This window comes from Mesorhizobium sp. C268A (assembly GCF_040324475.1).
GTDB lineage: Bacteria > Pseudomonadota > Alphaproteobacteria > Rhizobiales > Rhizobiaceae > Mesorhizobium.
Genome location: NZ_JAMYVX010000001.1, coordinates 2,294,840 through 2,312,896 on the forward strand (window position 1 = coordinate 2,294,840; position 18,057 = coordinate 2,312,896).

Here is an 18,057-nt window from a genome sequence, read left to right on the forward strand (position 1 = left end):
GGCCTCGAATTTGGCTTGAGGCCAATCGCTAGATTCGGAGGAGCACAAGAAGCTCATGCTCGAAGCAGCCGCGCAACAGCTTATGACCGCTCAACCAGCAGAGTGTGACGCACAGAATCCATTCTGGGAAATGGCGACATGCATCGATGCATGTCGGGTTGTCAAGTACGCGACATTGTGATGTTCGACTCAGGCTCCTGTTGCACTCTCATGTAAACAATTGATTCGATCTGCAGAAAATCGCTTTTTGGCTCTCTCCTAAGCTTGGCACGACTTTTGAATCCCTCTCGTGAGGCAGCAGGAAGATGGGGAGCGACATTTATGTGGTGGGTCAGGTTTTGATCGATGGAACGAAGAAGGGAAAGCAGCATGTCAGATCTGCGTCAGGCAGCAAGCACAGAGCGCGGCAGACTTCAGGAGAGGAAGTACGATTTCACGCCAACCTACAATCGCACGTTGCCGCACGCCTATTTTCGGGCGTGTCTGGCCCGGGACTATATGCTTCCAGATCGGGCCAAGCCGGTCTTCGAAAGGGTATTCGCCGATTATCGACGCGTTCGAAACAAGACGACGTTGAAGATCATCGATGTCGGTTGCTCCTATGGTATTAACGCTGCCTTACTGCGAACCGATCTCGATCTCGACGATCTGCATGCTGCCTATCTGGGGCCCAGCGGATCGCTGTCAAGCCGACAGCAGATCGAGCATCGCTCCTTCTTTCGCAATCGCTGCCTCCGTGACGACATCAAGGTCGTCGGCGTGGATCCATCGTTCCGGGCTGTTCGGTATGCGCTCGATATGGGCCTGCTAGAGGCTGGCATAACGGCTGATCTGGAAACTCATGACTTGACGGTAAAGGAACGTAGCGCACTCGCGGATGCGGACATCCTCATCAGCACAGGCTGTGTCGGTTACGCCACTGAGGCAACCTTTGCACGCGTGTACGAGGCCTCGGCGAGGTCACGCCCGTGGGTCGTCGCCTTCGCAATGCATCCCTTCAGTTATAGCGACATCGCGGCGGCCCTTCGGGGTTTCTCGTTGGAAACCAGGCTCGTAGAACGGTTCAGACAACGCCAGTGCCGCTTCTCCACGCCGGCGGAACGGCAGGCGACCCTGAAGGCTATGGTCAAACTCGGCATGGAGGATCGCCTAGAGCGCACGACTGGCTACATCTACGCGTCCTGCTACATCTCCGCACCGCCAGGCGAAGCGCTCTGAGCCTTGTCATGGACGGGCACATCTCCAGGAGAAGCGAGTTGCTCGCGGAGACGCGCGATCAGGGGTTCTTCCGCATGCCTGACAGGGTCGTGCTTGTTGCCCAGCCGAAGGCGATGGAATCGTGCTGTCCATGTTGCGGTCGCCAAACGCGCCGCGTCCACAGTCACTACATGCGCCGGTTGACCGATCTGCCGTGGCAGGGGCGGATTGACAAAATCCAGCTTCACGCACGACGGTTTCGATGCGCCGATCCACATTGCCCCCGCGCCGGATCTTCACCGAGAGGCTTCCTGGGTGGCGAGCCGGGCTCACGCCTGGTCGGACAGGCTCGCCATGCCGGCGAGCGGCGACACACTGTTGCGGATGATCCGCGCGGCCGGGTTCGAGCCGCCGGAAGCGTGTGGTCGGCATCGACGATTGGGCCTGGCGCAAGGGGCAACGCTACGGAAACATCATTCGCGATCCGGAGCGCAACCGCGGTTGCCGGATCGCAACGCCGACACGGTCGCATCATGGCTGGAAGGCCATCCTGGGCATCGAGGTCATCGCGCGCGATCGTGCCGGCGTTTATGCCGAGGGCGCCCGTCGCAGTGCTCCCGATGCAACGCAGGCCGACGATCGCTGGCATCTTCTCCAGAACCTGGGTGAAGCGTTGCGTCTGGCCGTCGGCCGCTGTCTCATCCTGATCGTCGCGCTATACGAGCTCTAGCCGGCCATGCCGTTCAAGCGCTGGCAGCAAGACAGGTATCAACGGCCGCAGCCGTTTGAACATAGCCGCTCCGATGCCTCCACAACACTACGAGCGCTTCGCGAACATCGCCGCCATAGCGAAAGCTGTGCCTCTTGTTGCCAGGTGTCTTCGACGCACGATGACGGAGCACTCGGATCGCATGCTTGCGATGATAACCGGTCACCGCGACGAACTCATCGAGGATGAGGCGCTTGTCGCCTCGACCCCCCGATCGATACCGCTCGACAATTGCTTCCACCAATTCCGACCGTGTCGCCATGCTGATCCGCCTTGCCATCCATCCTCCGAATCGGGATGACAACACCTGACCATCCCATTCGGAACAGCGACACATCGGTAACATTTTGCTTGAGGCAATGCGCCCCCTGGGCGAACTGGAGATTTGATCCCCTCTCATTGTTTTGCGGTTTCCTTGGTCTCGAGCGTTGTTCCGGCCTCTGCAAAGGCCGGAACGACGCTTTTCGCGAAGCCGGTAACTGTCACCTCGGATGGTGATCACTCTCGAATGATGAAGCAGGCGATCAAGATGTGCGGCTACTCCACCGGGTGTCGAGCTCTTCCATGATCACAAGCGCGTCGCCAGCCATGTCCGCCGCTCGCAGCGCTGCGGGCCATGTCACCGTCAACGAGCACATGCCCAAGGCGCACCAGCGCTATGCCAACACGAGGCCGGCGAACTTGATCCGGCGGCAGCCGAGACCGGCGCCAACACCGCCATCCTGGTCGAGCGGATGATGCGCGACCGTCCCCATCCCGAGCAGGGATACAGCTCCGCGTTTGACATCCTCTCGCTGGCCCGTCGCTACGAGCGGGATCGACTCGAGGCGGCCTGCGCGCCGGCCCTGACCATCAATGCGATCACCTACTCCTCCGTCAACGCCCTCCTCAAATCCGGCCTCGCCCGCGTGCCACCCGCAGCCGAGCCGGTCAAGCCCACGCCATCACACACCAACATCCGCGGCGGCTCCTATTATCAATGAAGGAAGGAAACCAACCATGCTGACACATCCAACCCTCGACCAGATGCAGGCTCTCGGCCTTGGTGGAATGGCCGCCGCCTATCGGGACCTGGCCGACCGGATCAACGCCGACGATCTCAGCCGCGACGAATGGCTTGGCCTGATGCTCGATCGTGAAGCCGCCATGCGTCGACAAGCGTCTGACCAACCGTCTCGCCGTTGCCAGGCTGCGCTTTGTCGACGCCTGCATCGAGAACATCGACTTCGCCGCGCATCGCGGGCTCGAGCGGCCCAATGCGCTGTCGCTGGCCCAAGGCGCCTGACTGAAGGCGCATGAAAACCTCATCATCACCGGGCAGACCGGCACCGGAAAGACTTGCTGGCCTGCGCCTTCGGACGTCAGGCCGCCCGGCTCGATCATTCCGTGCTCTACCTGCGCATGCCGCGTCTGTTCGAAGATCTCGCCCTGGCGCGTCTCGACGGCCGCTTTCCCCGTGTCATCGACAAGCTGGCTCGGGTGCAACTGCTCATCCTTGACGACTGGGGCACCCACAGCCTGACCGACCAGCAGCGTCCCGATCTGCTGGAAATCTTCGAGGAACGCTATCGCGGAAATCGACGCTGATCACCGCGCAACTGAAGGTCCTGTCGATCTCGACATGGTAGTCGGGATGCACCTTCGCCGATTTCCACTCCGCATATTTGAACGGCGCCGGCGGCAATGGCGACAGGGCCGTTTGTTCGATCTCCTCGAACAGTTCCCGGCGGCTTTTGCCGAAATGGCCCCCTTCAGCTCGCGCGAGATCATCGCCCAATCGGGCTCGTCCAGATCCTGCGGCGGACGGCCAAAAACAGAAGCCGCTCAAGCAATACGTCATTGTCGTAGCCCGGCGGCAGCGGCCAGCCCGAGATGCCAGCCCCACGCGCCCGCAACAGATATGTCGAAACCGAAGTCTTGCTGATCTTCAGCCGTTCCGACCCGCACCGAGAGGCCCTGCTGATGCGTCAGGCGCAGGATTGATCGTTAGGTCTTTCACTGTCGTTCGTCTCGCTAGCTTCCGTCTTGGCATGGCCCCTCTCAACCGATGATGAGAGGGCAAAATGCCAGAACGACGCTGCCGAAAACCGACCTTATCCGCCCCGAAGACTGTCCGGGAATTAGCGGAATCACTGTCCCGTAATTACTGACATCAGTGTCCGCGAATTAGCGAATGGGTGTCCGCGAATTTCTGAAACACGCAGTCCCGGCTCCGGATTTGCCAAGATATTCGTCAATAACGTGCACACGTTCATGCGGCCAGCCGGGAGCGACCGCGCGATCGACGAGGCGGTATTGCAGTCAGTGCTTTCCTGATGATGCCGCACCTGGTTCAAGGAGGGCTGGCGGACGTAAATGTAAGCGAGCTTGCCGCGATGCGCACCAGTGACGCGCTCGTCCGGTCTATTCGATGCGCTCAACATGCCGATCCGCCGCTGTCGACGCGCCCGTCGATCGTATCCGCAATGAAGTCGCGCGAGGCTCTGCGCGATCTGCTTCTGCGTCTTCCCCGGCAAGTTGAGCCAAATGCTCGGGAGTGTTGTCATGCCCGGGTTCGGAAGTTCGGTGAGGGTCTGGCACGCTACGCGGTACAGATTCGACTGTATGTTCATCGCGAATCACCTCCTCGATACGGGAGGCCAAGGTGCTGTTCAAATGGTGCATCAATGTCAGCAGCGTTCGGACGTTGATGCGGGCCAACGATTCGACGCGCCTTGTTCTTCCGGTGACGCTGCTGCAAGGTCGGTCACCGATCGCCGGATTGAGCGGCGGCGTCCGTCAGGCAGTCGAGCAACGACGAAAGCCGGACCACGCGCAGAACGGACCACGAGCTCCAGACGCTGACCCGCAAGGCCGTGACGCGGGTTGATCACCGTTAAATGAGACACCACCCCGTCGAGAATGGCGGCAGCATTTGATGTTTGGTGATCCCGTGGTGGCAACCGCGATCCTATCTCGACCGGATCGTTCACAACGCCCATCGCGTCACCTCGAAGGCGACAGCATGAGAAGGCAAAAACACCGCCACTCTTGACGTACCCATCCGGTGAAGCTTCCGATTACCCACATCGTCGGCGGGCCTATTGCCCCGTATGAATCTGCCGTGATTCTGTCCGTGACGCCTAATCACGGAGGCGTCACGGATGCGACACAAGACCAGCAGCAGCGAAGCCGCTTGGCAGGAGGGAGAGCTTTCTGCGGCGGCCCTTCCCGACAAGCGTCTGGCCCGTCGGCTGCAACGGTTGCTGGATCAGATGTCAGCTGCGCCGGGCAAGCCAATCCCGGCGGCCTGCGGCGACTGGGCGGCGGCGAAGGCGGCCTACCGCTTCTTTGACAATCCGCGTGACCGAACATAGCGTTCTCGCCGGCCATTTCGCCGCGACCGCGGCGCGCGTTGCGGCGAGCGAAGGTCCGATCCTTATCCTGCAGGACACCACCGAATTTATCTACAGCCGCGCGCAGCCAGGCAAAATCGGCTTCACCAAAACCATCAGCGCCGGGCGCTACAAGGCCGGGCAGCCCAACGTGCTGACCTTGTGCGGGGTGCTGATGCATTCGAGCCTGGCCGTCACCATCACCGGCACACCCCTCGGCCTGACGGCGGCGAAGTTCTGGACACGAACGAAGTTCAAGGGAACGCTCGCGCTCAAGCGGCACATCAATCCCACGCGCGTGCCGATCGAGACGAAGGAGAGCTCCCGCTGGCTGGAGAACCTGCGCCAGTCCATCGCGCTCGTTGGCGCGCCCGAGCGCTGCGTGCATGTGGGTGACCGGGAGAGCGACATCTACGAGCTCTATTGCACCGCGCAGGACCTTGGTACCAGCTTCCTCGTGCGGGTGCAGACGAACAGGCTGGCAGAGCGGCCTGCCGATGCTGCCCCACACGATCCTGCTCATCGCGTCTGTGCCCAACTTGCGGCGGCGCCTTGGCGGGACGTCATCGCATTACGGTTGATCAGGACGAGACGACCTGGCTGCAGGTAAAGTTCGCCGCCATCAACACCTTGCCGCCGGTGGGCAAGCAGAAGCGCTACAGTCCGCAGGTTCTGACTTACATCCACGCCCTCGAAGAGAATCCGCCGCCCGGTCGCGAGCCGATCGACTGGAAGCTGGTGACCAACTTGCCGGTCGAAGATCTCTCCGTGGCGGTCGAGAAGCTCGGCTGGTACGCCCTGCGCTGGAAGGCGGAGGTGTTCCACAAGGTCATGAAGTCCGGCTGCCGTGCCGAGGAGGCGAGGCTCGAGACCGCCGAGAGGCTGGCGAAGTTCCTGCGCTCATCGCGGTGGTCAGCTGGCGCATATTCTACGTCACTATGTCGGCGCGCGCCAAGCCAGACGCCGCGCCCGACAGCGTTCTCACCTTCGCCGAGATCACTGCGCTCGACCGGATCGATGAGTCCCGAACGCGACCGCGCCTCCAACGGCCACGCTCGCCGCTTACCTGCTGCAAATCGCCATGCTTGGCGGCTATCTCGCCCGCAACCATGATCCGCCTCCCGGCAACATGGTCGTCTGGCGCGGCATGACCCGCTTGCACGACATCGCCCTCGGCATCTCCATTGGATCAAGCCGACGATGTGGGTAATCGGAAGCCTCGCCGGAGGCGTACCTCTTGACCGGCGCCGAAAACGGCGAAATCGATCGCAAATAAGTTCAACCAGGCAACCGGGGGCCGATCCCATCCTGCTGTCCGCGCCTTAGTGAAACTGCTGTCTGCGATTTAGCGGAACGACTGTCCCGGTTTTGCGAAATGCGCAGCCGGGACCATCGAGCGAATGGGCCTCAGAAGCTGATCGCCGAGATCGGACTGGGGAATGCCGGTCTGGTCATCAGCCGCGATGCCTTCCGCCTCTCTCGCAAATATGATGCGGTCGAGCCGGAGAACCGTCTGGTGGCACGGTCGCTGGAGCGCGTGTGGGAGAGAAGCTACGCGCCGCCGAGGCATCGAACAGGATTGCGAACGATGGCGGTCCGACGAGCCCCTGGTCTTGAACGAGCCGTCGCGAGGCGCGCTGCAAAAGCTGGGCGAAGATCTGCCCGGCATTTGGCACTTGCCTTCGACAACGGCGGCCGAGCGCAAGAGCGCAAGGGTATCCTGCGCCTCTCATCGGTGAGGTCATCCTCGACCAGAAGCGCTTCCACGGCCAGGCCTGGTTAAGATCCTGTGGCAGACGGGAGCGACAAGTGAACACTCTCTCCAAAGGCGGGTCGACATCTGTGGCGACTACATCGATCTGGAGCTCTGGAGCTCTGGAGCGGCTACGGAGCCGAGTGATCGAACTCAACGCCGCGGGCAAAATGGACAAGGAGATCGCGGCGGCCTTGAACGTGGAAGGCTTTGTCGCAGCACGCGGCTGCGCCTTCAAAGGTGAGAATGTCTGGCTTCTGCGGACACGTTGGGCCATCCCCACCATCAAGATCAACGGGACGAGCGCCAATCCCGACCGCTGGCCAGATGAACCGGATCAGATTGAAGCCGAAGTAGAGCAATACAGCACTGGCCACGATTTCTATCGGATAGCGGCGGTTCTTATAGTCGGTGCACTCACTCAAGGGCGACCCGCCACCTTAATTTCCCCACCGCTCTGATGGGACAGCGCGCTTGTATCCAAGGCGCGGAGATGAGTGCAGCCCCCTAATCTAGGTGATGCTTGCCAAAGGTAAAACCCGCAAGCGTGCGATACGGTGAGGAGTACGGAGCGGTCATTCGTGCCGCGCGGTCATCCGTCAGCCCGACTTGGTAGATGATTAGCTGCTTTTGGCGCGCAGCGCCGAGGTTGACTGAGCGATGGATGAGCTGGCTTGACGTTTTCAACCGCTTTGGTTCGGGAGCACGATGGTCCCAATCGGCGGTAAGCCACCGGCCGCCGCGCCCCACCTCCAGGAAGACCAGAACGGCGAGTGTAGATCTGTTCTTTAATCGCCGTCCGGGATCGTATGAAGTCAGCGCACCCTCAAGTCTCGCGAAAGTCACTAAATATCGGCTTCGCCGCGGCATCAAAAGTCGGCTCGACCTTATCTGAACTGACGCAGAATGAGGGATCGAACGTCAACCAACAATAGGCACCCGTATCCTCCATGATCTCCTGCATCTGTACATAGATGGCTGCCCGTTTATCGGCATCTTGTTCGATAAGTCCCTTCGACCACAGATCCTCGAACTTCGGATCGCTCCAGCGTTCCCAGTTCCATTTGCCAATCTGATCCTTAATGAACCATTGAAGTATTCCCGAGGGCTCCGGTTCACCGCTGAAATTCATTATCCAAATCTCCAGCTTCTTCCAGTCGTCGCCCTTGGACTCCTGACCGAGATTCCAAAATACCCCTGCGTCCGTGGGGATGATGTTTGCCTCGATTCCAACATCTGCCAAATTGGCCTGGATGATCTGTGCCGCAACTACCTGTGCTGCCTCAGAACTCTGCACCACCAGCGAGAGGGACAAATCCGAAACTCCAGCCTCTTTTAGAAGCGAACGCGCTTCGTCAGGAGCGTACGAGTACTTCGACTTGTCTCGATGGCCCAGAGCACCTGGGAAGACCACTCCAAATGCCTGAGGTGCGAGGCCACTGTACGCCCCCTGGAGCACCGAAGTGACATCAACGGCGCGCTGAATCGCCTTCCGCACACGAATGTCTTTCAATTTAGGATGTTCGGTATTCATGCCCAGCCAGGTGTACCGAAAACCAGGCCGTTCTATTAGTTTCGCATTTGCGGGAGGGGATCGACGGTAGCGAGCAGCGGCTTCGACAGAGACATCCGTCAACTGAACTTCGCCGGCTTCAAAAGCAAGTTCAGCCGATTTGATGTCTTCGACAATCAACATCTCAATTTCACTGAATACTGGTTTCTTCCCTTTCCACTGAGGGTTTGCCTTGAGTACCGCCTTTTGCTTTGGCGTCCAAGAGACTAGGCTGTATGGCCCTAGCTGGCCAGGAAACTCTGTCGTGAATTTACCGTCTTTTATCTTCGTCATCGCAGCCTTTGGCAAGATCGCTCCAGGGAAATTCGCTAAGCCTGAAATGAATACACCTACAAACTCTGATTTAAGGGTGATGGTCCCACTATATTTGTCTTTCACATCAACACGATCAATGCTTGAAAATTTGTCCTTGTAATCGGATGTTAGTGCTCTTTCAAGAGAATACTTAACATCATCCGCCGTCAACTCCCCCAGATCGCCGCTCCACATCTGTCCTGGGTTTAAGATAAAAGAGATGTGGGTTAGGTCGTCGTAGCCGATCTTTTCGATATTGTCAGATGCTCGCCAGCCCCAGTTGCCATCCGCGTGCCTGATCGGGACCGCCAATCTCGGCAAGCAAGCATAGTTAATTGCGACTTCGCTATCACTGGCGAGGAAATATCCCGGATCGAGCCCCTGTATATCACTGCCTACGCGAACTTTGAGCGTGCCGCCGTCCGCAGCGAGGACATCCGCAGGCTCTAATCCAAGTAAGGCAATAGTTGTCATAACTCCCGCGCCAGCTAACACTTGGCGGCGGTTAGCAGGAATGTTGCTCATTGCTTCCCCTGTCGTGTCTGTGTTTTCATCTGTGTTTCAATTTTTTCGGCCGCCATAGCGACGCACTGGTGCGTAGATTAACGATCGGCATTCTATGGCAACCTGTCGTGATCCTGCACCAGGAGTCCGACGGATTTGTTGAGATTTGCGACACGCCTTCATTTCTCGAAGGGTGTATGAACTAGGGGCGTCCGATCTTGTCTCCGCGATTCAGATGGCCTCTTTCCGAAAATCCGCTTGTACCATGTCGAAAAATGGGAAGCTGAATCGAAACCGCAAGATAGAGCTACGTTGATCACAGATAGGCTGGAGTAAATAAGAAGCTCGCGACCACGCTCAACACGGAGCTGCATATAGTACCGCTGAGGCGATAGGCCAGCGTGCCTTTTGAATCGGCGCTCTAGCTGACGCACAGAAAGCCCCACCCGTAGGGCAATGTGCGGAACTGTTATAGGCTCCTCAACATGACGCTGCATTAGATCGATCGCACATCGCATTTTGTCCGGCAGATACGCTAGATGTTCCAGGCGCCCACCGAACTGATCCTCTTTCTCATTTCGGATATGCTCGTGGTGGAACTGATTGGCAACGCTCCGAGCAAGATCTGCGCCGAACCGTATCGAAATCAGATGCAACATCATATCCATCGCCGCAGTACCGCCCGAACAGGTCAAGCGATCGCGGTCGATTTCATAAATCCGGTTCGTGCAATTAAGATCGGGAAACTCTTCTTGAAATGCAGAGCGGCTCTCCCAGTGTATTGTGCAACGATACCCCGCCAACAGACCCGCCCGAGCCAGCAGCCGCGTGCCGGTTGAGAGCGATCCAACCGCGAGTCTACGACGGCCCGCCTCCCTAAGAATTTGGAGGTAGCGCCTTTCATCGTTCAACTCAGTATGCAAACCACCGCAGAGGAAGAGGTAGTCTGCATCGCGGAGCGCCGCTTCATGCTCCAATGTCGGCAGCGGAATGCCCACAGAAGCCTCTATATCGACGCCAGTCGGGCTTGCGAATCGCCACAGGAAAGCGGGTCGTTGTATCAATCGGTTAAGGCAGCGCAGTGGCTCGATTGCCGAGGCCAGGCTCATTAAAGATAGACCGGGCAACAGAAGGAAGACAAAGACCTGGGGTCTCTCCTCCGCATCAAACACACAATCGTGGGCTATCGGCACATCTCCCTCCCTGCCTCAGGCAAAGCGACGCAGCATTCGCACTCTAGCACCTAGAGCCCACTAGAGGTGGCGTAGTGTTGGGCGATTGTCTCGGCCTAAGTGCCTGCTCGTAGGCATAAGCCATTGCGACCAGGCGATCGTCCGCAAACGGACGGCCAAGCAACTCCATGCCAATCGGCAGATTGTCCGAGGTGAATCCTGCAGGAATCGCGATGGCCGGAAATCCAGTTACAGCGCTAAGTCTGGTGTTGGTTTTTGGTGAAACACTGCCGATAAGTGGGGGCCTGCCCCGAAGGGTTGGATAAACGAGAGCGTCCAGCTCAAGCATGTCAAGAACACTCAAGAGCTCGCGCTGAATGCTTTCTCGACGCGCGAGCGCTAGGCGGTATTCGGGGCTGTCTTCACCGGCGGAAGCATTCACATGCTCCAGTTGTTCTCGCAGTTCCGGGTTAAACAATCCTTGCCTCAAGATCTCCGACAGTGAGGACACAGGAGCACTTGGGATGGCGGCAAGATAGCCCGCTAGATCGCACCTAAACTCGAAACCCCATACTGCAGCGTCCGCGACCTCCAGCGGAGTTGGGAGTTCGATTGCAAGAGTGACCGCACCACACTCTTTCAATCGCTTCACTGCCGCTTTTACGACCCCCATCGCCTCCGCATCGTCCGTTTCGCGGAAGAACTTACCGACGATACCCAGTCGGGCGCCCTTTAGAGCTGCCGCATTAAGCGCTCCAATAAAAGACGGCGCTCGGCGTTCCGCTCCTCTCGTTGGATCGGCAGGATCTGGTCCGACCGTCGCGTCAAGTCCAACCGCGAGATCGATTACTGAACGGGCGAGCGGCCCTGCGGTGTCGTGCGTATGCGAATAAGGTATGATACCCCTGTTACTCGACAGCCCCTTCGTCGGCCGCAACGCAAATAGGTTATTGTAAGCTGCGGGTATGCGGATAGATCCCCCTGTATCGGTTCCGTATGCAATCGCGGCAAGACTCGCCGCAGCGGCTGCACCACTACCTCCACTTGAGCCTCCAGGAATCCTATTGAGATCGTACGGATTGCGCGTCTGGCCACCCAATGAGCTTGTCCCGGTTATGCTTTCGCCAAGGTCATCCATGCTTGCTTTGCCTAAGATAATGGCACCCGCCTCACGCATTTTGATTACCTGAAAGGCATCGTTCCGTGGCCACAGCTTAACTAATGCAGCGCAGCCCGCTGATGTAGGCATCTCCGATGTCGCAAAGTTGTCTTTCAGGATGATGGGCACTCCATGCATTGGCCCCCGCACCCGACCAGCCCGCCTCTCTTCATCGAGTGCGGCGGCCTCATCATAGGCCAGCTCATTTAGGCGAATTACTGCGTTAAGGCAGGGACCCCTTCGGTCATATGCTTCTATCCTCGCAAGGTAAGCATCGACGAGGCCTTGAGCTGTCACGCGATCTGAAGCCATCGCAACCTGCAGCTCGGGGATAGTGGCTTCGCAAATCTCAAACGGAGTGGTCATGGTCGAAACTTCCAATCAGTTCGCCTGACGCCCGTAGCTCACGTCCGCCCAAGATGTCGCGGGGGCAATCTGTTGGTGCGGGTCGAGGTACCAGCGGTCCAATGGATTGCGCGGTCGAAGAACACGCCGACGATCCAAGCCAAGCCGTTCAACCGCGCCAACACATAACGGCAATGGACCGCACCGAGTGCCCGCTTCGCGAAGTAGCGGCGTCAAATAGGCCGCTTTGCACGTGTTATCGTCTTTAAACGCGCGAAAGCCCCTCGGTCCAGCGCGTTCACTAAGGGAAAGTGACATCGGTGAAGGTGGGTCGGTGAACTTTGATGAACCAATGGCAACTCCTGTTGACACAATGTCTTCGCTTGCGGGCAGCGTGTATGGAACTCGCAACCGGTCGGTCGAAAGGCTAAACTTGGCACCTCACCTAAGAGCGGCAATTCTTCGCGGCGCCTATCAGGATCGGGATGAGGTTGGGCAGCAAGGAGTCCCGCAGTATATGGATGGGACGGATGTTTAAAAACCTCCCGCGTTGTTCCTTGCTCGACGAATCGTCCCATGTACATAATGGCCATCTCATCGCTAACATGGCGAACTACCGCGAGGTTATGAGTGATAATTAGATAACTAAGTCCAAACTCACGCTGCAGCCGTGTCATCAAATTCAAGATGTCACCCTGGACCGACACGTCGAGCCCCGCGGTGGGTTCATCGGCGACAATAAGCTTGGGTGAGAGTGCCAGCGCCCGCGCGACCCCTATACGACGCGCTTGGCCGCCTGACAGTTGATGCGGATAGCGCTCACCGAAGTCTTTGGGCAAGCCAACCAAGCCCAAGAGCCGGTGAGCCTCAGCATCAAGGTCGCGCCGACTCAGCCCATGAATAATGAAGGGCTCGGTGATTAAGGAGCGGACAGTGCGTCGCGGGCTCAGGCTTGCGATTGGATCTTGGAACATCATCGCCACGTCCCGGCGGTAGGCCATTCTGCTGCGAGAATTGCTTTTCAGCGGTTCTTGACCCTCGAATCGCACTCGTCCAGCAGCTAAGGGAACCAGACCAGTAATAGCACGCCCCAGCGTGCTTTTTCCCGAGCCGCTCTCGCCCACCAGCGCCAACGTTGTGCCACGACGCAACTTGAACGACACGTCGATTACTGCGTCGAGGAAACGGTTGGGGCATCGCAGAACCTTGGCTACAATCGGCCCAACCATCGGATAGCGTACATGGACGTTCTCAACCTCCAAAAGGAAGGCGGTAGAATCGATCGGAGTTATGGCCGCCAACTCACTCATTGCCCTGGTCCCCAAGCAAATGGCAACGAGCTAGGTGTCTTGGGTGTATGTTGTAGTCCGCTGGATGGATTGCTTGGCATAGGTCAAAGACTTTTGGGCAACGCGGCGCGAAGACGCAGCCTGAAGGCACGCGCAATAGATTCGGTACATCTCCAGCAATTGTCGGCAAATCGCGCCGGATTGTTTCAATCCGGGCCGGATCGCATTCCAGCAACGCTTGGGAATAAGGATGTCGAGGTCGGTGGAAAATGTCGTGCACGGTCCCACACTCTACCACCTCGCCAGCATACACTACGACCACAATGTCACACAATTCGGCGATCAGTCCGAGGTTGTGCGAGATAAACAAGATTGACGTATCAAACTCCCTACGAAACTCGCGGAGCAGGTGTGATATCTGAACCTCTAGGCTTGCATCTAGCGCAGTGGTCACCTCGTCCGCGACCAGTAAATCCGGTCGCTCCAGAACTCCCATGGCGATGGCTATGCGTTGCCGCATACCGCCTGAAAACTGATGGGGATATCGGTTGAGCTGACGCTCTGGATCTGGCATACCAACACGGCCCAGCATCTCTGCCGCCCTCTGCCGCTTGCCGTTTGAAGAAACTTCGCGCTTGCGGTACTGAACATCCACCATCTGCTGGCCAATTGTCCGCACCGGACTAAGAGATGTCATGGGATCTTGAAAAACCATCGATATCCGATCGCCGCGCAAGCGCCGGAGCTCAGCGGGTTTGAGTGTTCGTAGATCGCGGCCTAGAAAGCTAATGGAGCCTTCGGAGATGGAAGCATTATCAGATAACAATCCCATAATCGCCAATGCGAGCGTGGACTTTCCTGATCCGCTTTCACCTACCAACCCAACGACACTTCCCCGCGGCACTTCGAGGTTGATGCCACGAAGCGCCGATATCGGTCCGCGTGGGGTCTGGAAGCGAATGCTGAGGTCACGCACCTCCAAAACATTTCCTGCTTTGATGGCTCTGGATGGTTCGAGCTTTGACGCAAATACGAGGCTCATGGCTCATACAATCCGACGGAGCTTTGGATCAAGAAGGTCACGTAGCGCTTCACCAAGAAAAGTGAATCCAAGCGTGGTCACAACAAGCGGAATACCGCCCGCAATGACAATCCACGGCGCCTCACGAATGGTCCCGAAGCCCTCCTGCAGAATACGACCCCAACTCGGCGCTGGAGGTGGAATGCCAAGTCCAAGATAGGTGAGACCCGCCTCCAGCGCGATCATCGCTGGTATGTCCATGCTGGCAAGAATGAGGAGTGGGCCCACGATATTGGGCAGTATGTGCACAAGTAGGATTCGACTTTGAGAACCACCCAGCGACTGAATGGCAAGGATGTACTCAGAACCCTTGATCGAGAGCGTTGCGGTGCGAACTAGCCGGGCATATCCCGGCGCCTGGATTATTATCATGATAAATAGCAAGGCTGCGATGCTGGGGCCAAGCAAGGTCATGACCGTGAGCCCCAGTATCACCGTGGGGAAGGAGTAGATTGAGTCAAACAACAGGAGCAGGAAACTATCGAGCCAACGCGGTCCGTAGCCTGCGATAAGGCCTAATATCAGGCCAATAGCGAACGCTAAGATAATCGAACCGCCGCCCACGCCAATGGCAACCCGAGTGCCCGCCAGTACACGACTAAAAACATCGCGCCCGAGATTGTCGGTTCCGAAAAAATGATTGGAGATACCTTCCGTCCTCTCTCTATCGTCGAACAAGCCAATGACTGAAGGGGACGAAACCGCTCCGTGACGTTGATCTTAAACGGATCATATGGTGTGATGACTGGCCCACGATAGCGCAAATTGTTACTGCTAGTACAATGAGCAGGCCTACAACCCCAAGCGGATCACTTCGCAGCCGACGCAAGACAAGGATCGCCACGCGTGACGACATTGGGGACGCATCCACGACATCGACCGGTAGTTCAGAGCGTTGAGCGTACACGGGGATCCATCCAGGCAACAAGGAGATCGGAGATCGGCATAGCGAAAGCGAAGATTACGACGGTCGTTAGCACTGCACCTTGAACAACCGGGTAGTTGTGCACAAAAGCAGAGTCGACAATCACCTTCCCAAGGCCCGGGCGAGCAAAGATATTTTCAGCGAAAACAGCGCTTGAGAACAAGCTGCCTATCGCAAGAGCGAGCATCGTTACAGTGGGCAGAATCGCTATTCTGAGCGCGTACTGGAGAATGATCTTGGATTCCGGCAGACCGAAAGCGCGCGCCGTCCGTATATGGTTCTCACCCATTACCTCGAGCATCGAAGCACGCACCAAGCGCGACAAATATCCTACCCACCCAAGCCCAACAGCGAAGCTAGGCAACGCTAGATGCCATAGCTGATCACGCAAATTTCCTTGCTCGCCTGCGCCTATGACCGGAAACCAATTGAGCTGAATGGCAAAAAACAACAACGCGTAAATTGCAATGACGAACGAAGGGATGGAAATCGTACCTACCGAGAGCACCCCAGTAAGGCGGTCGATCCAGCTGTTGCGTCGAATTGCTGAGTAGCAACCGAGCGGAATTCCCAGTAGCGCTGACCATGTGAGGCCACTCAACATGAGCGCCAGAGTATATGGGAGATTCTCCACAATAATAGAACCAACGCTACGCTTGGTTAGCGGGTCAGTACCAAGATCACCACGGACTGCCCCACCCAGGAATTTGGCAAGCTGCATGGGGAGCGGTCTATCGAGACCCATCTCTCTATTCAGGTTGTCGCGCATCTCCTCAGTGGCTCGAGGACCTAACATGATGGTTGCGAGGTCGCCAGGTATCAAACGGAATGCTCCGAACAAAACGCACATTGACGTGACACATATCACAGCCGCCAACCCCACACGTTGCAGGCTATACATCAACATTTTTTGGTTCCGCTCACATCCCCTAGTCCGCAAATTTACATTGCCCTGTATGGTCTTCTGTCCAGAAATACGACGCTATCATTAAGGAATACGACAGACACCTGCTTATGCTCGAAAGCCGGAATGCGCGAACCGGCAATGATGGAGCCGGCTCACGTTGGTGAAATCCGACCCACGGAGGCGGCCGGGCTCGTGAAACTTGCCGTCCTGCTCCGCGCCGCGGATGGGGCGCCATGGTGACGCCGAGGCTGTCCTTGACGGTGAAATCCGACAGCGCTTGGCGGCCGGGATCATGGCGCTGAGGGAAGAAGACCTCCTTGTCCCCGCCGTGAAGGGCGCGCGTTTTGGCGATGCGACGCTCCAGCGTGCGGCGGACGCTGTCGGGAAGAGCGTCAAGGCCGAGTTCGCCCTGGAAGTCCTCGAAGATCGTCACGGCCATGCCGCCCGGTATCCACAGCATCTCCAATGCCCCCGGCCAGACGCCGTCAGTGGGGCGGTGCGAGCTCGCCAAGTTCGCGGCTGCCTCTTTGAGATGGCAGACGCGTGTCTTTGTCGATGCGGCGTGCGTGCGCACAGGCGCCGGCAGCGGCATCCTTGCTTTGCTGTCGGGAACGGGAGGTCAGGTAGACTGTCACCTGGCTGTCGGTCACACGAAGGTTTGGCATCGAGCTCAAAGAGCACGCTGAAGGGGGGCTTGAACTCGCCGCTGTCCGCCAGCGCCGCTTTCCCCTCGGGCCTCTGCCCCTCCCTTTAAACGGCGCTGGCGGACGCCCTAACCGGCCAACTTAATTGTCGCCGCGCAGTACGCTTTAACGACATCGAGCGCGACATTGCAGGTCAGCCTGCGGATATCCGCCTTGCCTCGCGTCAGAAGCACAGCAAGCCAAAAGTGGAAGGATCCGTGTCTGGGTCGAAGCGCAACTACCCCTATTCGGGGCAAGGGCGATCTGGCGAGAGTCTTTGTGGCTTGAGCCCCTAGCCTTCATTCTGCCTGATCCTGGAAGACGGTCGTGTCGGCGTGGACGACAATGCTGCCGAGCGTGCCCTGCGGCCGATTCCCATCGCAGGGTCATTCTGCCCATGTCGGGCAGATGGTGGAGTTCATTATCGCTGGCGTCCATATTGCGACGGTTTTTTCGACATGAAGATCGCGCGGACCGGGCCAATGGCGCGATCATCCGGCAAAGTCAGGCCGGATGAGATCATCCAGGTCGCAGAGTGGATGCTGGATCGGGCGTTTGGCGCCGACATGAAGATGGGCAAACCGCGCGATGCGGTGATTGGACTTGTAGAGCTTCATAGACTGCTTGCCGAGCGGGTTTCAGGCAGACTATCGACGGATAGACTCACGGCCATCCAGGAGGCGCGCTATGAAGGCACTACCTCGACCCTCGTCGCTACCGCTGCTCATCCAGCAAATGAGCGTGCCGCTCGATACGCCGCAGATGCAAGGCCTGCTGAGCGACGCGGAACGAAGTGTTGTTGTCGCCAGGCTGGCAACCCTCGTGATGGCCGCGGCCGGCGTCGCGACGAAGGAGGCCAGCGATGACAGGGAGAAAGGTGGCGGCGACAGCGAGGATGGCGAGATGTTTTCATCCTCACGTATGCTGCGATCCCGGTCACCCCCGTTGATATGCCTGTGCCATCGAGGGCGGATCGGAAGATGGCGATTATTTGATATGGTTCGTCGAACTGACGTGAGGCAAAGGCGCCGG

General features: G+C 58.0%; 18 protein-coding genes and 6 pseudogenes. 11 read left to right on the plus strand and 13 right to left on the minus strand.

The window, feature by feature from the left end; all coding sequences use genetic code 11:
• Positions 1-369: 369 nt before the first annotated feature.
• The 3 genes and pseudogenes from NKL06_RS11065 (at position 370) to NKL06_RS11070 (ending at position 1,927) form a co-directional block, all read left to right on the plus strand.
• Positions 370-1,218, plus strand: coding sequence for a hypothetical protein (locus NKL06_RS11065; RefSeq protein WP_031210786.1), 849 nt, complete (start codon positions 370-372; stop codon positions 1,216-1,218).
• 113 nt (positions 1,219-1,331) lie between these two features.
• Positions 1,332-1,457, plus strand: a pseudogene (locus tag NKL06_RS32700) (transposase family protein); the annotation flags it as partial.
• A gap of 161 nt (positions 1,458-1,618) precedes the next feature.
• Positions 1,619-1,927, plus strand: coding sequence for a transposase (locus tag NKL06_RS11070; RefSeq protein ID WP_023694839.1), 309 nt, complete (start codon positions 1,619-1,621; stop codon positions 1,925-1,927).
• A gap of 13 nt (positions 1,928-1,940) precedes the next feature.
• On the opposite strand, the gene NKL06_RS11075 is transcribed toward NKL06_RS11070, so the two are convergent.
• On the minus strand, positions 1,941-2,246 hold the full coding sequence (locus NKL06_RS11075; RefSeq protein ID WP_245267192.1) for a hypothetical protein: 306 nt from the start codon (positions 2,244-2,246) through the stop codon (positions 1,941-1,943).
• Positions 2,247-2,411: 165 nt separating this feature from the next.
• Positions 2,412-2,501, minus strand: a pseudogene (locus tag NKL06_RS11080) (ATP-binding protein); the annotation flags it as partial.
• On the opposite strand from NKL06_RS11080, the pseudogene NKL06_RS11085 reads away from it, so the two are divergent.
• The 3 genes and pseudogenes from NKL06_RS11085 to NKL06_RS11095 all read left to right on the plus strand — a co-directional run.
• Positions 2,498-2,949: pseudogene (locus NKL06_RS11085) on the plus strand (IS21 family transposase); the annotation flags it as partial. The pseudogenes NKL06_RS11080 and NKL06_RS11085 sit on opposite strands and share 4 nt — an antisense overlap.
• Before the next feature lie 152 nt (positions 2,950-3,101).
• Positions 3,102-3,251, plus strand: a complete 150-nt coding sequence (locus NKL06_RS11090; RefSeq protein ID WP_023694836.1) for a hypothetical protein — start codon at positions 3,102-3,104, stop codon at positions 3,249-3,251.
• A gap of 53 nt (positions 3,252-3,304) precedes the next feature.
• On the plus strand, positions 3,305-3,553 hold the full coding sequence (locus tag NKL06_RS11095) for an ATP-binding protein (protein WP_023694835.1): 249 nt from the start codon (positions 3,305-3,307) through the stop codon (positions 3,551-3,553).
• A 162-nt stretch (positions 3,554-3,715) separates the two neighbouring features.
• Here NKL06_RS11095 and NKL06_RS11100 read toward each other — a convergent pair.
• Positions 3,716-3,998: pseudogene (locus tag NKL06_RS11100) on the minus strand (IS21 family transposase); the annotation flags it as partial.
• Positions 3,999-4,095: 97 nt separating this feature from the next.
• Positions 4,096-4,578: a hypothetical protein gene (locus NKL06_RS11105; RefSeq protein ID WP_023694833.1), complete on the minus strand. Its 483-nt coding sequence runs from the start codon at positions 4,576-4,578 to the stop codon at positions 4,096-4,098.
• Between the two features lie 531 nt (positions 4,579-5,109).
• On the opposite strand from NKL06_RS11105, the gene NKL06_RS11110 reads away from it, so the two are divergent.
• The 4 genes from NKL06_RS11110 (at position 5,110) to NKL06_RS11125 (ending at position 7,554) form a co-directional block, all read left to right on the plus strand.
• The gene (locus NKL06_RS11110) at positions 5,110-5,322 is read left to right on the plus strand and encodes an IS4/Tn5 family transposase DNA-binding protein (RefSeq protein ID WP_023694832.1); all 213 of its coding nucleotides are present in this window, start codon (positions 5,110-5,112) and stop codon (positions 5,320-5,322) included.
• The gene (locus tag NKL06_RS11115; protein ID WP_023694831.1) at positions 5,309-5,950 is read left to right on the plus strand and encodes a hypothetical protein; all 642 of its coding nucleotides are present in this window, start codon (positions 5,309-5,311) and stop codon (positions 5,948-5,950) included. The genes NKL06_RS11110 and NKL06_RS11115 overlap by 14 nt, the downstream gene beginning before the upstream one ends.
• A complete protein-coding gene (locus NKL06_RS11120) occupies positions 5,893-6,453 on the plus strand; it encodes a hypothetical protein (protein WP_245267190.1) in 561 nt (186 codons plus the stop codon). The genes NKL06_RS11115 and NKL06_RS11120 overlap by 58 nt, the downstream gene beginning before the upstream one ends.
• A 783-nt stretch (positions 6,454-7,236) precedes the next feature.
• Positions 7,237-7,554, plus strand: a complete 318-nt coding sequence (locus NKL06_RS11125; protein WP_023694827.1) for a hypothetical protein — start codon at positions 7,237-7,239, stop codon at positions 7,552-7,554.
• Positions 7,555-7,919: 365 nt separating this feature from the next.
• On the opposite strand, the gene NKL06_RS11130 is transcribed toward NKL06_RS11125, so the two are convergent.
• The 9 genes and pseudogenes from NKL06_RS11130 to NKL06_RS32705 form a co-directional block, all read right to left on the minus strand.
• A complete protein-coding gene (locus NKL06_RS11130; protein WP_084567756.1) occupies positions 7,920-9,485 on the minus strand; it encodes an ABC transporter substrate-binding protein in 1,566 nt (521 codons plus the stop codon).
• A gap of 158 nt (positions 9,486-9,643) precedes the next feature.
• Positions 9,644-10,657 carry a GlxA family transcriptional regulator gene (locus NKL06_RS11135; RefSeq protein ID WP_023694825.1) on the minus strand — a complete coding sequence of 338 codons (1,014 nt, stop codon included), beginning with the start codon at positions 10,655-10,657 and terminating at the stop codon, positions 9,644-9,646.
• Between the two features lie 43 nt (positions 10,658-10,700).
• On the minus strand, positions 10,701-12,161 hold the full coding sequence (locus NKL06_RS11140; RefSeq protein ID WP_023694824.1) for an amidase family protein: 1,461 nt from the start codon (positions 12,159-12,161) through the stop codon (positions 10,701-10,703).
• A gap of 212 nt (positions 12,162-12,373) precedes the next feature.
• Complete coding sequence (locus NKL06_RS11145; protein WP_023694823.1) at positions 12,374-13,450, minus strand: ABC transporter ATP-binding protein; 1,077 nt, start codon at positions 13,448-13,450, stop codon at positions 12,374-12,376.
• On the minus strand, positions 13,443-14,471 hold the full coding sequence (locus NKL06_RS11150) for an ABC transporter ATP-binding protein (RefSeq protein WP_023694822.1): 1,029 nt from the start codon (positions 14,469-14,471) through the stop codon (positions 13,443-13,445). The genes NKL06_RS11145 and NKL06_RS11150 overlap by 8 nt, the downstream gene beginning before the upstream one ends.
• A gap of 3 nt (positions 14,472-14,474) precedes the next feature.
• Complete coding sequence (locus tag NKL06_RS11155; RefSeq protein WP_023694821.1) at positions 14,475-15,188, minus strand: ABC transporter permease; 714 nt, start codon at positions 15,186-15,188, stop codon at positions 14,475-14,477.
• On the minus strand, positions 15,175-15,366 hold the full coding sequence (locus tag NKL06_RS11160; RefSeq protein WP_352580273.1) for a hypothetical protein: 192 nt from the start codon (positions 15,364-15,366) through the stop codon (positions 15,175-15,177). Before NKL06_RS11160 ends, NKL06_RS11155 begins: the two co-directional genes overlap by 14 nt.
• Positions 15,367-15,397: 31 nt before the next feature.
• Positions 15,398-16,342 (minus strand): ABC transporter permease, encoded by a 945-nt coding sequence (locus NKL06_RS11165; protein WP_023694820.1) that lies wholly within the window; start codon positions 16,340-16,342, stop codon positions 15,398-15,400.
• 229 nt (positions 16,343-16,571) lie between these two features.
• Positions 16,572-17,007, minus strand: a pseudogene (locus tag NKL06_RS32705) (IS21 family transposase); the annotation flags it as partial.
• Between the two features lie 149 nt (positions 17,008-17,156).
• On the opposite strand from NKL06_RS32705, the pseudogene NKL06_RS32710 reads away from it, so the two are divergent.
• Positions 17,157-17,405, plus strand: a pseudogene (locus NKL06_RS32710) (IS66 family transposase); the annotation flags it as partial.
• Between the last annotated feature and the right edge of the window lie 652 nt (positions 17,406-18,057).

Bases quoted from the DNA above. Each gene is read 5' to 3' on its own strand.
- NKL06_RS11150 (WP_023694822.1), bottom strand. From the start codon at position 14,471: ATGAGCCTCGTATTTGCGTCAAAGCTCGAACCATCCAGAGCCATCAAA.
- NKL06_RS11105 (WP_023694833.1), bottom strand. From the start codon at position 4,578: ATGAACATACAGTCGAATCTGTACCGCGTAGCGTGCCAGACCCTCACC.
- NKL06_RS11110 (WP_023694832.1), top strand. From the start codon at position 5,110: ATGCGACACAAGACCAGCAGCAGCGAAGCCGCTTGGCAGGAGGGAGAG.
- NKL06_RS11145 (WP_023694823.1), bottom strand. From the start codon at position 13,450: ATGAGTGAGTTGGCGGCCATAACTCCGATCGATTCTACCGCCTTCCTT.
- NKL06_RS11130 (WP_084567756.1), bottom strand. From the start codon at position 9,485: ATGAGCAACATTCCTGCTAACCGCCGCCAAGTGTTAGCTGGCGCGGGA.
- NKL06_RS11165 (WP_023694820.1), bottom strand. From the start codon at position 16,342: ATGTTGATGTATAGCCTGCAACGTGTGGGGTTGGCGGCTGTGATATGT.
- NKL06_RS11160 (WP_352580273.1), bottom strand. From the start codon at position 15,366: ATGTCGTCACGCGTGGCGATCCTTGTCTTGCGTCGGCTGCGAAGTGAT.
- NKL06_RS11140 (WP_023694824.1), bottom strand. From the start codon at position 12,161: ATGACCACTCCGTTTGAGATTTGCGAAGCCACTATCCCCGAGCTGCAG.
- NKL06_RS11065 (WP_031210786.1), top strand. From the start codon at position 370: ATGTCAGATCTGCGTCAGGCAGCAAGCACAGAGCGCGGCAGACTTCAG.
- NKL06_RS11075 (WP_245267192.1), bottom strand. From the start codon at position 2,246: ATGGCAAGGCGGATCAGCATGGCGACACGGTCGGAATTGGTGGAAGCA.